Source organism: Chroogloeocystis siderophila 5.2 s.c.1 (genome assembly GCF_001904655.1).
GTDB classification, from domain to species: Bacteria; Cyanobacteriota; Cyanobacteriia; order Cyanobacteriales; family Chroococcidiopsidaceae; genus Chroogloeocystis; species Chroogloeocystis siderophila.
On sequence record NZ_MRCC01000011.1, the window covers coordinates 184,907 to 197,792 of the forward strand.

Genomic DNA, 12,886 nt, shown 5'->3' on the forward strand with positions numbered 1-12,886 from the left:
GATTTTGTTAGCGATTGATGGTTTTGGTTAGGGTTTGTTGCAGGGAGAAAACAGGGATTTGGTTGATGATTTCGGCGGCGAAGGCGTTGATGAGGAGGTTGCGGGCTTCGTTGGCGTTGAGTCCTCGGCTTTGCAGGTAGAAGACTTCTTCGTCATCGAGTTGACTCACGGTTGCGCCGTGGGCGCATTTAACGTTATCAGCGGTAATTTCGAGTTGGGGTTTGGTGTCTACTCTGGCTTTGGGTGAGAGGAGTAAATTGCGGTTGAGTTGGGCGGCGTCGGTTTGTTGTGCGGGTTTAGGTACGAATATTTTACCGTTGAAGACGGCATGGGCGCGATCGCCAACGATACATTTATGCAGTTGGTGACTTGTACCGTAGGGATGATTGAGTGCGAGGTTGCTGTGCGTATCGGTGAGTTGATTTCCAGTAATTTTAGTTAAACCGTTGAGCGTAGTTTGAGTTTGTTCGCCTGTTTGGAAAATGTCTAAGTTATGGCGTGACAGTCTTGCGCCTAAATTAATTGCGTTACAGGTGTAGCGGCTATCGCGTGCTTGGGCGATCGCAGTTTTACCAATATGAAATGCTTCTGGGCTATCGCGCTCGATTCTTGTATGGTTGACTTGCGCGTTTTCTTCGAGCCAAATTTCGGTTACAGCGTTGGTAAAGTAAACAGGTTCGCCAACTTCGGCTTCACTTTCTTCCGCTTCTAAATTTGTCATTTGATTGAAATAATCTTCAATTAGCGTGACGCTACTACCTGCTTCGGCGACGACAAGACAACGCGGTTGAGTAATGATGGGTGTGACACTTGCAGTCGAGATGAATAAAAGATGTATTGGTGTTTCTATAACAACATTTTTAGGTACCCATACGACAGCAACATCCGCGATCGCCGCTGTGTTGAGTGCGGTAAAAACTTCTTCTGTCCCTGGAATTTGCGCTAAGTAGTTTTCTAACCGCGAACGATACGCTGGTGGTAGGCGATCAAGGTTACTCGCGACAACGTCATCGGGTAGAACAACAGCTGATAACTCAGGTGCATAAATACCGTTGACAAATACTAAGCGACTGCGATCGGCTTCTGGTAACAGCAGCGGTTTAAATGCAGCTAAATCAGGTACTACCGACGGCGCTGCTTGAAACTTAACTTGCTTTAGCGGTGAAACATCTGTAAATCGCCACTCTTCATCGCGAGTTGTTGGGAATTTCGACTGATGAACAATTGCTGTGGCGCGATCGCGGATTGCTTGTAGCCAAGATTCTGATTCTTGAGTGGCGATTGCTTGTGTTTGAGCTTGGCTTAACAACTCACTTAAGATTCCCGTATCAACATTATTAGAAGACACAACGCCAACTTCATTCAGGTTAGGAGTGACTTGAATACTCATCTTGCTCCCACCTCAGATGCATTCTCTTCTAGCACCCAATCGTAGCCACGCGACTCTAATTTGAGTGCCAATTCTTTACCACCACTCATTACAACTCGACCACCTGCCATCACGTGTACAAAGTCTGGCACGATGTAATTGAGTAACCGCTGATAGTGGGTAATTAAGAGGATGGCATTATCGGGAGTTGCTAATTGATTTACCCCGTTCGCGACAATTTTGAGCGCGTCAATATCTAGTCCTGAGTCGGTTTCGTCCAAAATCGCCAGTTTGGGTTCAAGAAGTGCCATTTGGAGAATTTCGTTCCGCTTCTTCTCGCCACCCGAAAAACCTTCGTTGACACTACGGTCAAGAAAAGTTGCATTCATCTTAACAATGTCTAACTTTTCCTGTATCAATTCATCAAAATCAAAAGCGTCTAATTCTTCTAAACCCTGTGCTTTACGGCGCGAGTTGTAAGCAACCCGCAGAAAATCCAAGTTCGTCACCCCAGGAATTTCTAAAGGATATTGAAATGCCAGAAAGACACCACTTTGGGCGCGTTTTTCTGGTTCCATTTCTAACAAGTTTTTTCCCTGGAAGAACACTTCACCGCCAGTCACTTCGTATGCTGGATGTCCTGCTAACACTTTGGAAAATGTGCTTTTTCCAGAACCATTAGGTCCCATAATGGCATGGATTTCACCTGCTTTAATTTCCAGGTTGACACCTTTAAGAATTGGGTTTCCGTCAACTTCTGCTGTCAAATCCCGCACCGACAGCACAATTTCACTATTTTCTACAATCATGTTTCTTTCTTTAGCGTCATTTATTTTAGCAGGACAGGCAAGATGCCTATCCCCGCGTTAGCCTACACTACCTTCAAGCTTCAAACTCAACAAGCGATCTGCTTCTACCGCAAATTCCATCGGTAACTGATTGAAGACATCTTTACAGAAACCGCTGATCATCATCGAGACAGCATCTTCAGCCGAAATACCGCGCTGCGTAAAATAAAATAGCTGTTCTTCACCAATCTTAGAAGTAGAAGCTTCGTGTTCTACTTTTGCAGTGTTGTTTTGCACTTGAATGTAAGGGAAAGTATTTGCATGAGCATTATCCCCAATCAGCATTGAGTCGCACTGCGAATAATTTCTTGCGCCTTTCGCGTTCGGGCTGACTTTGACTAAACCACGATAGCTATTCGAGGAACGTCCCGCAGAAATTCCTTTAGAAACAATCGTGCTACGCGTATTTTTGCCGACGTGTACCATCTTTGTTCCCGTATCAGCTTGCTGCATATTATTAGTTAGTGCAACTGAGTAAAACTCGCCTACCGAGTTATCGCCGACTAATACACAGCTAGGATATTTCCAAGTAATTGCGGAACCTGTTTCAACTTGCGTCCAGGAAATCTTAGAGTTGACTCCTTGACACAAACCGCGCTTCGTTACGAAGTTGTAGATTCCACCCTTACCATTTTCATCTCCAGCGTACCAATTTTGTACAGTAGAGTATTTAATTTCTGCGTTGTCTAAGGCGACTAATTCGACGACTGCTGCGTGTAGTTGGTTCGTATCGTACATCGGCGCAGTACAGCCTTCGAGGTAAGAAACGTAGCTACCTTCTTCAGCAACGATCAGCGTTCGTTCAAATTGTCCCGTATCGCCACTATTAATGCGGAAGTAGGTCGATAGTTCCATTGGACATTTAATGTTTTTAGGAACGTAGACGAAGGAACCATCACTAAACACCGCACTGTTTAAGGCTGCAAAGTAGTTATCTGCAACAGGGACAACGCTACCAAGATATTTTTGAACGAGTTCAGGGTACTCGCGTAGCGCTTCGGAGATCGAACAGAAGATCACGCCTTCTTTCGCTAGCTTTTCTTTAAACGTTGTGGCGACTGAAACGCTATCAAAAATAGCATCGACTGCGACATTAGAAAGCCGCTTTTGTTCGGATAAGGGAATACCCAATTTCTCGAAAGTTTCTAAAAGTGCGGGATCGACTTCTTCAATGCTATTGAGCTTGGGTTTCTTTTTTGGTGCGGAGTAGTAAATAATATCTTGGTAGTCAATGGGCGGATACTTGACATTAGACCAAGTCGGTTCGGTCATTTTCTGCCACTGACGAAAAGCTTTGAGACGGAACTCTAGCATAAACTCTGGCTCTTCTTTCTTAGCAGAGATCAGCCGTATGACATCTTCATTCAGTCCACGCGGAATTGTATCTGCTTCAATGTCAGTGACGAATCCGTATTTGTAGGGCTGATTGACTAGGGTTTTGACAGTGGCACTCATGGTTGGTGTTCTCTCGTGTGCTGCAATAGAATCTCTTTAAAGCTCGAAGACGGGGTAAAATCTGCTTTTGACGTTTTTAACTTAACTGCTGTTACAATGAAATCAACTAAAACAACAACTATGTTGTTTAATATATCTCCATTTTACGCTACATTAACAACAGGTATGTTGTCAAAGTAAATTTTTCACCTAAAAACTTTGGTAAGAAGATGGCGATTACGCAGCAGCAGCCTTCCACAAAGCAGGACATTCTGCATTATCTACTTAAACAGGGTCAGGCAACAGCCCAAGAACTTGCTACGCAGTTAGAAGTCAGTCCCCAAGCAATTCGTCGTCATCTCAAAGATCTAGAAGCCGAGGATCTCATTCAATACTCAGCCGCACAAGTAGGAATGGGACGCCCGCAGCACATTTATCAACTAAGTTCCTTAGGACGCGATCGCCTACGTCGTCATTCAACTGATGCAGACAGTTACGGCGATTTTGCTGTTTCGCTACTCGATACTTTAGCGGAAACTGTAGGGCGCGAGCAGATGAGTTCGATTTTACGCAAACAGTGGGAACGCAAAGCAATTGAATATCATGATCGCTTAGGTCATGGTTCTTTAGAAGAACGCGTTGCCAAATTAGTCGAGTTTCGCAAAGCCGAAGGTTTCATGGCGGAATGGTATCCGGTTGACTCAGAGGATACTAGAGAAAAGGGCGATCGCTTTATCGTTACCGAGCATAACTGTGCTATTTCTAATGTTGCTGAGTCATTTCCTAGCGTATGCAGTCACGAACTCGAAATGTTCGCAGCCGTTTTACCAGACTGTATAGTTGAGCGCACGCATTGGATTATTAATGGCGAACATCGTTGTGGTTACTTGGTACAAGCGAAAAAGCCAACCAGCAAATCAAAGTGAGGTTTATATCAATCTTTCTACAATCAACTAAAGCGATATAAACTTTAATCTCTGCTATACAACTCGCAATTGAACTCTGACTTTTGCAATGAACGCACAACAGCCATCAATCCAATTTTTGACTTTAGAAGAATCAGCCAAGGTCGATGCCGCATTGCTATCTTCTTCAGAAAAATTTCTGACTAGATTAACGATTTCTTCTTGGAAGCTATTGAAGCATATTGCCCAAGATTACAACGTAGCAGTAGAAGACTTAACAACTCAGCAAATTATTGATTGGTTCGAGAAAGATGGAAAAGTGCGGCGAGAACAAGGTAATGAATCTGCATACCTCAAGTGGTAAACCATAACAGAGGTCAGATTTAAAAGCTACAAGATGTAACAGAAACCCCCGTGTAGAGATTTCTTCTGCATCACAAACTTTACAAGACATTGTTTCTAAGCTTCTATACTCTCCTCAATTGCTACGACCCACAGAGTTAGTGTGCGCTCATCACACTTTGTTTCAGTAGCCTCGACTTCAGTCGGAAGGCGTCTACAATGCATACAGCAAATCCAACGATCATTCCTTCCTATCAACAATAAATGCTCGCAGCCCAGCCGCAGTTGCACCGTGATAATCTTCTGTCCAACTATCACCAATGTGCCAAGCTAATTCAGGATCGCATTGATGCTTCGCTAAAGCTGTCATAAAAATTTCTTTATCAGGTTTCGCCGCGCCTGCTTCAGTAGAAATCGTAATTGACGCAAAAAACTGTTCTAACCCAAGTTCTGCTAAAACTAAATAGAGCCGAGAATCGAAATTTGATATTATTCCTAACTCAATTTCTCGCTGTTGCCATTGTTCTAACGCAGGAAAAACATCAGGATATACATACCAAGGCTCAGCCGTGGCAAAATATTGATACAACTCGGCAAAGAAAGCTGAAAAATCGGTAAATTGATTGAGAACACCGACTTGCTGAAACGTTTGCTGTGCAACTGATTTCCACCAATGAAATTCACAGCTAGCAATCTCATCAGGTTCCATTTCTGGAAAAACTGGTGGCGGTGCTGCTTGGAAACTTTGCAGAAAGGCTTGATTTAATGTTTTCGCTGAAATATAGATTCCAAATTTTTGTGCTACCTCGCCATAAACTTGACCGACGCTACCTTTGACGCCGAAAAGCGTACCAACTGCATCAAGAAAAATGATTTTTGGTTTTTGCATCATTTGTTGTTAGTTGTTAGCCTACGGCGATCTCTAATCATACTCTGCTAATCGTTACTATTGAAATTATTTAGCCAACTCGGTCAGCGGGCTAGTTATCCAATTAATTCCTACCTTAAGTTTGTGACCTAAAGTCGGCATACGATAAAGATATGCTAAGCGACGAGCGACATAAGCTAAAGGACCATCAAGCTGAATTCCTAATCCCGTAAACGTTGCATTGTCGGTTCCCAGCGTCATCATTTCGCCTAAATGTTGATAGCAAAAGGGAAGTAAAGGACGTTGTGTCAACGAAGCCCAAACGTTCCAACCCGCATAGTCAGCTTGTTGAAACGCTGCTTGCGCGGTTGCGGGGACTTGTTGTCCTTCTACATCGCGACAGTCAGCTAAGTCGCCCAAAGCAAAGATTTCGGGATGGTCGATAACTTGTAAAGTAGATGTTGTTGTTAGTTGACCGCGCTGATTTTGCTTGAGTGGAAGCGATCGCACTACAGGTGCAACGCGCGTCCCTACTGTCCAAATCACGATATCGACAGGAATCGTATCAACTTGATTTTTGTATTCGAGTGCGATCGCTTGTGGTTTAACTTCTTGGACGCTAGTTTCTAAATCTATCCAAACCCCTCGCGCCTCTAGTGCTTTATTCGCAGCGACTCGATTATGTTCTGGCGAGGTTCGCAAGATTTGATCTGTCATTTCAATTAATCGAATGCGCGCGCGGTTTTCTAGGCGATCTGCTAATTTGCACGCCAACTCAACACCGCAATAACCTCCTCCCACAATTGCTACACGGATTTTATCGACGGGAGATTCTTCTAACCGTCTTAGTCTAGCGTCCAAGCGATATGCATTCTCAATTGTTCGGAACGAAAAAGCATACGATGCTGCGCCAGGAACCATATCCAGCGGAGTTTCACCACCCAACGCCAAAACGAGGCGATCATAAGGAATGTCTGCACCTTCTTGCAGATGAACGCGTTGGTCATCAATATTAATTTCTGTAACACTTCCTTGATAAAAGCACACACCCGTGCCTGCTAAAATTTCTGAGAAGGGTGGTGCTATTTCCCAAGTTTGTAGTTCACCTGTGAGGAGTTCATAAAGTAGCGGTGAGAATAAGAAGCGATCGCTTTGATCGACAAGTACAATTTCTGGTTTTTGCGACTTCCAGGGTAGTTGTGACAATCTTAAGGCAGTGTAAAGACCACCAAAACCACCACCGAGGATACAAATTCGTGCAGGTTGCTGGGTCATAAGTTTAGTCAAGCATAAGCAGCAGGGCTTCTTTCAGGATAGCAAGCGAATTACCAAGTCACGTGATCGCTTAACTGAGTCACTAGCTTCTTGCCAATTCCTGATACGCGTTCCAAATCGGCGAGAGATGTAAAAGGTTTTTCTTGACGTGCGGTGATAATGCGCTGTGCTAGTTTTTCACCAACACCAGGTAACGCCATTAATTCTTCTAAGCTAGCTGTATTGAGATTAACTTTTGTGTCAACCACAGCAGTCGCGTGATGCGCGCACTGTTGCTGTTGTTCTTTAATTTTTCTTTGCACATGGACTGGTACACCCAATTGCGCCGTTGCATAAAGTCGCTCAAATTCTTGCACGTAATGCGCTGCAACGGTAGAGTTGTGTAAGATTAACAACGTTTCATCATTTTTTTCATTCGCTGCGGCTGACCAATTATGCGAACCTGTAATGATAATTCGTTTGTCTACAACACCAAACTTGTGATGTAACGAATCACCTTGCGAGAGTTGCAGTGTTCCAACAGTTGCGATCGCCTTTTGCCAAGGACGATTATTTTGTTCATACTGACAATTGTCGCTCAATGCTACTCCCATCATGTCTAGTGCTTCACTGTAGGTACGGAAAGCAAAACTTGGATCAATTAACGCTCGAATTTTGACACTTTGTTGGTGTGAATTCTCTAAAATATTCGCTAATCGTTGTTCAGAAAAAACGAATAAAGCTAAATCTACAGAACTTGTGGCTGTACTAAGTACTTGACCAATTAAACCATTAGTGCTGCGGTTCCAAGGAATAGTAGGCGATGTTGGCGAAAACTGTACAGAAATATACGTGTTACCAACTTGAACGTGCTGCGGCGATCGCAGCGGCTTTTTTAAACCAAATTGGCTATCGAGTTGACCACCAGGACCATCACCCCACATTAAATCAAATTCTTCAATAAATAGCTTGGCGAGTTCTGGGCTATCAATTTTCAAAAGATTATTCGCATTACCAATACTGCTAGGAAAACCAAAATCGCCATGAACATCACTTGTCGTAAAGTTTGCAGACGTTACAATTACAGTCCGTTGATCAACAACAACAAATTTGTGATGCATCAAGCCGCTACCTGCTGAACCATCCGCCGTATCGTCAATCCAAGGAACTCGTGCTTGGTTGAGTATGACTAAAGCATCACCTTGATTAATTTCATCAGGAGTCATTTTGCCATCTCGGTTGCGATCTACTAACGCCTGAAATTCTTGGTAGCGATCGCGATCGCGTTGTGGTAACTTCTCTACTTCTGCGGCGCTAAGGCTACTCCACGGACGGCTATAGTTATTTTCCAAAACAACTCTAACTTTTACCCCAGTATTGTGGCGTTCGACTAAAGCTTGCGCAATTTTAGGTAAACGTAGTTCTTGAATTGCAATGTCAATGGTAGATTGCGCCGCAGCGATCGCCGCAACGATTTTTTCCTCTAAATCATCGCCCTGTCGTTTTTGCTGGCGATAAGGTTCTTGATATTCTGCCGATTCTCTATGATTAAAATACACCTCAACGAAAGGATCTTGTGGTAGAAGTTTTGGTTTTTGTTGCGACTGTACTGAGCGACACGCGGTTAAACTCAGCGACAGTAGAATTAACAGGCGACTTACAGTAGCAGATAGTAGAACAGGCACGGAAGAATTTGGCAATCATGGCTGTATCGATTTTTCCCATCAAAGATGTGCGATCGCACAACCACTCAAGCGATATCCTGAAAGAAGCAACCTCAGCTAGCCAGTCGCTGAACGATTGAGAGCTTGACACTATGCAAATTTATCTAGATTACAGTGCGACAACACCACCACGCCCTGAAGCGATTGCCGTCATGCAGGCAGTTTTGACACAATATTGGGGTAATCCCTCTAGCCTACATGAGTGGGGTGGACGTGCTGCAACAGTATTGGAACAAGCGCGAATGCAGGTTGCTAGCTTAATCAATGCACCAGCAGAGTCGATCATTTTTACTTCTGGGGGTACAGAAGCCGATAACTTAGCAATTATGGGAATTGCGCGTCAGTACTCGCAACCACAGCACATTATTATTTCGCAAGTAGAACATCCTGCAATCACTGAACCAGTTAAACTACTCGAGCAATGGGGTTGGCAAGTTACTCGCCTACCAGTAGACACGCAAGGAAGAGTCAATCCACTGGAATTAAAAGCAGCATTACGCAGCAATACAGTTTTAGTTTCGATCATCTACGGACAAAGTGAAGTAGGAACATTACAGCCAATTGAGTCTCTATGTAGAATCGCGCATATGCATGGTGCTTTATTTCACACAGACGCCGTGCAAGTTGCGGGAAGATTACCCATTGACGTACAACAACTTCCTATTGATTTACTGTCGCTTTCTAGTCATAAAATCTATGGACCTCAGGGTACGGGAGCGCTTTATGTACGTCCTGGCATCGAAATAGTACCATTACTACTTGGTGGCGGACAAGAATCACGCCGACGTTCTGGCACAGAAAGCGTACCAATCATTGCCGGATTTGGTGTAGCTGCGGAACTCGCTGCGCAAGAGATGACTTTAGAAACACCTCGTTTAATTCAACTACGCGATCGCCTTTTCGATCTACTCAGCAATACACCTTATTTAATTCCTACAGGCGATCAGACTTCGCGTCTTCCACATCATGTGAGTTTCTGCCTTGCATATACCGATGAAAACAACATCACAGGTAAAACAATTGTCCGCCAACTTAATCTAGCAGGCATTGCCATCAGTTCCGGTTCCGCTTGTCAAAGTGGTAAGCTTTCCCCAAGCCCAATTCTTTCTGCAATGGGTTATACTCCCCAACAAGCACTAGGCGCAATTCGTTTGACTCTAGGACGAGACACAACCACAGCCGATATCGATTGGACAGCAATAGTCCTAAAACAAGTCTTACACCGATTAATACCTAAATTAACCTGTGCAAGTTGCTCGTAATAATTTAGCACTCAAGTGCGAAGGCATACTTTGTTTATGTAGCCCCGAAGAAAGTGGAAGGCATCTCATCACATCCTCTCAATAACCGATATACCAAGTAAAGATAAACCAAGTCGCAGCGATCGCGCAGTTAAATCGCACATCTGTAACCGAGATGTACGTATCGGTTCTTCTGCTTGTAAAACTGGGCACTGGTCGTAAAATTGATTAAACTTCTGACTGAGTTCAAACAAGTACTGACACAAACGATTTGGCATTAAATCTTGCTCAACATCGCTGAGGATTTCACCCAGTTGTAATAAGTGCTTTGCTAGCGTAAACTCTGTTGGTTCCTGTAAGGAAAGTTGTGTTTCTGACCCTAGTTGCTCAAAGTTTATCCGTCCTCTACGACTAATTCCTTGAATCCGCACATAAGCATACAGCATATAAGGTGCTGTATTACCCTGCAAAGCCAGCATCTTATCGTAACTAAAGATATAATTGCTCGTCCGATTTTGACTCAGATCGGCGTATTTAACTGCACTGATACCAACAGTTTGAGCGACTTGGGCTTTAAATTCTTCTGTCTCCGTCCGACCTTCTGCTTGCAGTCGAGATTCTAAATCAGCACGCGATCGCGCGATCGCTTCATCAAGTAAATCCCGCAATCGGATAGTCTCTCCAGAGCGTGTTTTAAGTTTCTTTCCATCTTCTCCCAAAACTAACCCAAAGGGAACATGAACAATTTCCACGTTCTCTGGAATCCAACCTGCTCGTCTTGCTACTTGAAATACTTGTGCAAAGTGACTTGCTTGTCCAGCATCTGTAACATAGATTAACCGTTCTGCCTGATCTTGTTTGATTCGGTAACGTAGTGCAGCTAGATCTGTCGTAGCATAATTGTAACCACCATCCGATTTCTGCACAATCAACGGCAGCGGTTCTCCTTCTTTATTAGTAAAGCCTTCCAAGAAGACGCATTTTGCTCCTGCGTCTTCTACAAGCAAGCCTTGACGGTCTAAATCTTCTACAACTGCTGATAATAATGGATTATAAAAAGATTCTCCGCGCTCGATTAAATGAATATCGAGTAAGTCGTAGATAACCTGAAATTCCCGCCGCGACTGTTCGCATAGCAATTTCCAAGCCTTCTGAGTATCTGCTACTCCTGCTTGCAGTTTAACAACTTCTTGTCGTGCTGTTTCCCTAAATGTCTCGTCTTCGTCAAACCTTTGTTTAGCTTTGCGGTAAAAAGTCACTAAATCTCCAAGTTCTAACGCATTAGCCGTTGTCAATGCATCAGGGTAAGCTTCACGTAGGTAAGCGATTAGCATGCCAAACTGCGTACCCCAATCGCCAACATGATTTAGCCGCAAAACATCGTGACCGCGAAATTCTAAGATTCGTGCAATACAATCTCCAATAATCGTAGAACGCAAGTGTCCTACGTGCATTTCCTTGGCAATATTCGGGCTTGAGAAGTCAACAATTACCCGTTTGGGAGTTTTAGCTAGTGCAACACCTAATCTAGGATCTGTCTGAATTGAACGCAGTTGTGCTTCTATATATTCTGTCTTTAGCAATAAATTTATAAAGCCAGGACCGGCAACACTCGGTGGTTCACAGATATCAGTTACATGTAATTTTTCTACAATCTGTTCAGCGATCGCGCGTGCTGGCTGTTTTAATTTTTTACTCAGCGATAAAGCAACATTAGATTGATAATCGCCAAATTTAGGATTACTTGCAGGTACAAGTATTGGGTCTACCTCAGCCAAATCATTGCCAAAAGCAGCAACCAAGGCTTGTGTAAATCGATGTTTTAATTGTTCCAGTGTCGCAATCATAAAGTTAAGGCTTGAGAAGAGACATTACAGCAGTTAAGAAGTTCCATACTACAACCTCTAGCCTTTAATTTTCATACTTAAATCAAGCCACGAAGAGTGCGTCACTGGAGCACTTGTCGAAACATAATCAACTCCAGTAGCAGCGACTTGATAAATTGTGTCCAACGTAATGTTACCTGAGGCTTCTATTTTTATTCGTTTATTATACTGACGAATCAGTTTAACTGCTTGACACATCACTTCTACAGGCATATTGTCAAGCATGATAATGTCCGCTTGATGCTGTAAAGCTTCTTGCACTTGTTCAATTGTTTCTGTTTCCACTTCTATCGTCAAAGGATAAGGCATTTGGTCGCGAACGTGGGTGATCGCATTTCCAATTCCTCCAGCAGCAGCAATATGGTTATCTTTAATCATGACTGCATCATCTAAACCCATGCGGTGGTTTTTCGCACCGCCTACTTGCGTTGCATACTTCTCAAGCAACCTTAATCCTGGCGTTGTTTTGCGCGTATCAACCAACTGTGTAGGAAGTTCAGCAAGTTTCTCTACATACTTTCGTGTCGAAGTTGCAATCCCACTCAAGCGCATAGCTAAATTTAACGCGACTCGTTCTCCTGTCAGCAGTGCTTCTAGTGAACCTTCTATTTGTGCGACTACTTGTCCTGGCTGACACGATTGCCCTTCATCAACAGTAGTTATAAAACGAGTTTGCTCAGACAAAAGCTGAAATACTCTGGCTGCAACTGGTAATCCGGCAATCACTCCTGGGGCTTTTGCTATCCACTGTGCGCTTACCCACGGATTTTCTGCTGACAATAAACCTTGCGTTGTGCGATCGCCTCGCCCAATATCCTCGATTAACCAAGCACGAAGCATGGGATCTAAAATTAAAAGAGGCGGTAAGACAGCCAAATTTTTCATAACTAATGCTTTCTAATTTACCTTTTCTCTAGTCAATTTATCTCAAAACTACCGCCTAGCAAGCTTTTCAAGATTTTTCCCAATTGACTTGACAATTCAGATTGGGGTTAGATATATTAGTAAAGCGCCG

The 12,886-nt window shown here is 43.6% G+C and carries 11 protein-coding genes; 3 read left to right on the forward strand and 8 right to left on the reverse strand.

Going from position 1 to position 12,886, the window contains the following annotated elements:
• Window positions 1-7 precede the first annotated feature (7 nt).
• The 3 genes from sufD to sufB are packed head-to-tail and all read right to left on the reverse strand — an operon-like array spanning window position 8 to window position 3,672.
• Window positions 8-1,390, reverse strand: a complete 1,383-nt coding sequence (gene sufD / locus NIES1031_RS14785; RefSeq protein WP_073550295.1) for a Fe-S cluster assembly protein SufD — start codon at window positions 1,388-1,390, stop codon at window positions 8-10.
• Window positions 1,387-2,178, reverse strand: coding sequence for a Fe-S cluster assembly ATPase SufC (sufC, locus tag NIES1031_RS14790; RefSeq protein ID WP_073550296.1), 792 nt, complete (start codon window positions 2,176-2,178; stop codon window positions 1,387-1,389). The genes sufD and sufC overlap by 4 nt, the downstream gene beginning before the upstream one ends.
• 57 nt (window positions 2,179-2,235) lie before the next feature.
• Window positions 2,236-3,672, reverse strand: coding sequence for a Fe-S cluster assembly protein SufB (gene sufB, locus NIES1031_RS14795; protein ID WP_073550297.1), 1,437 nt, complete (start codon window positions 3,670-3,672; stop codon window positions 2,236-2,238).
• 209 nt (window positions 3,673-3,881) lie between these two features.
• Here sufB and sufR point away from each other — a divergent pair, with 209 nt between their 5' ends.
• Both sufR and NIES1031_RS14805 read left to right on the forward strand, forming a co-directional pair.
• Window positions 3,882-4,577 (forward strand): iron-sulfur cluster biosynthesis transcriptional regulator SufR, encoded by a 696-nt coding sequence (gene sufR, locus NIES1031_RS14800; protein WP_073550298.1) that lies wholly within the window; start codon window positions 3,882-3,884, stop codon window positions 4,575-4,577.
• An 88-nt stretch (window positions 4,578-4,665) separates the two neighbouring features.
• Window positions 4,666-4,920 carry a hypothetical protein gene (locus NIES1031_RS14805; RefSeq protein ID WP_073550299.1) on the forward strand — a complete coding sequence of 85 codons (255 nt, stop codon included), beginning with the start codon at window positions 4,666-4,668 and terminating at the stop codon, window positions 4,918-4,920.
• Between the two features lie 219 nt (window positions 4,921-5,139).
• Here the strand turns inward: NIES1031_RS14805 and NIES1031_RS14810 are convergent, their stop codons facing one another.
• The 3 genes from NIES1031_RS14810 to NIES1031_RS14820 all read right to left on the reverse strand — a co-directional run bounded on the left by NIES1031_RS14810 (window position 5,140) and on the right by NIES1031_RS14820 (window position 8,705).
• Window positions 5,140-5,787 (reverse strand): HAD-IA family hydrolase, encoded by a 648-nt coding sequence (locus NIES1031_RS14810; RefSeq protein WP_073550316.1) that lies wholly within the window; start codon window positions 5,785-5,787, stop codon window positions 5,140-5,142.
• 66 nt (window positions 5,788-5,853) lie between these two features.
• Window positions 5,854-7,041 carry an NAD(P)/FAD-dependent oxidoreductase gene (locus NIES1031_RS14815; protein WP_073550300.1) on the reverse strand — a complete coding sequence of 396 codons (1,188 nt, stop codon included), beginning with the start codon at window positions 7,039-7,041 and terminating at the stop codon, window positions 5,854-5,856.
• Between the two features lie 50 nt (window positions 7,042-7,091).
• A complete protein-coding gene (locus NIES1031_RS14820; protein WP_178378149.1) occupies window positions 7,092-8,705 on the reverse strand; it encodes a DUF655 domain-containing protein in 1,614 nt (537 codons plus the stop codon).
• Between the two features lie 131 nt (window positions 8,706-8,836).
• On the opposite strand from NIES1031_RS14820, the gene NIES1031_RS14825 reads away from it, so the two are divergent.
• Window positions 8,837-10,006 (forward strand): cysteine desulfurase family protein, encoded by a 1,170-nt coding sequence (locus NIES1031_RS14825; protein ID WP_073550301.1) that lies wholly within the window; start codon window positions 8,837-8,839, stop codon window positions 10,004-10,006.
• Between the two features lie 68 nt (window positions 10,007-10,074).
• Here NIES1031_RS14825 and argS read toward each other — a convergent pair whose 3' ends face one another.
• Entirely contained in the window at window positions 10,075-11,832 is a 1,758-nt protein-coding gene (gene argS / locus NIES1031_RS14830) for an arginine--tRNA ligase (RefSeq protein ID WP_073550302.1), read from the reverse strand.
• A 57-nt stretch (window positions 11,833-11,889) separates the two neighbouring features.
• Window positions 11,890-12,756, reverse strand: a complete 867-nt coding sequence (nadC, locus tag NIES1031_RS14835; RefSeq protein ID WP_073550303.1) for a carboxylating nicotinate-nucleotide diphosphorylase — start codon at window positions 12,754-12,756, stop codon at window positions 11,890-11,892.
• Window positions 12,757-12,886: the final 130 nt, after the last annotated feature.

What these genes read in the sequence shown, in the direction of transcription:
- sufD (WP_073550295.1), bottom strand. Translation starts at nt 1,390, where the DNA reads ATGAGTATTCAAGTCACTCCTAACCTGAATGAAGTTGGCGTTGTGTCT.
- sufC (WP_073550296.1), bottom strand. Translation starts at nt 2,178, where the DNA reads ATGATTGTAGAAAATAGTGAAATTGTGCTGTCGGTGCGGGATTTGACA.
- sufB (WP_073550297.1), bottom strand. Translation starts at nt 3,672, where the DNA reads ATGAGTGCCACTGTCAAAACCCTAGTCAATCAGCCCTACAAATACGGA.
- sufR (WP_073550298.1), top strand. Translation starts at nt 3,882, where the DNA reads ATGGCGATTACGCAGCAGCAGCCTTCCACAAAGCAGGACATTCTGCAT.
- NIES1031_RS14805 (WP_073550299.1), top strand. Translation starts at nt 4,666, where the DNA reads ATGAACGCACAACAGCCATCAATCCAATTTTTGACTTTAGAAGAATCA.
- NIES1031_RS14810 (WP_073550316.1), bottom strand. Translation starts at nt 5,787, where the DNA reads ATGCAAAAACCAAAAATCATTTTTCTTGATGCAGTTGGTACGCTTTTC.
- NIES1031_RS14815 (WP_073550300.1), bottom strand. Translation starts at nt 7,041, where the DNA reads ATGACCCAGCAACCTGCACGAATTTGTATCCTCGGTGGTGGTTTTGGT.
- NIES1031_RS14825 (WP_073550301.1), top strand. Translation starts at nt 8,837, where the DNA reads ATGCAAATTTATCTAGATTACAGTGCGACAACACCACCACGCCCTGAA.
- argS (WP_073550302.1), bottom strand. Translation starts at nt 11,832, where the DNA reads ATGATTGCGACACTGGAACAATTAAAACATCGATTTACACAAGCCTTG.
- nadC (WP_073550303.1), bottom strand. Translation starts at nt 12,756, where the DNA reads ATGAAAAATTTGGCTGTCTTACCGCCTCTTTTAATTTTAGATCCCATG.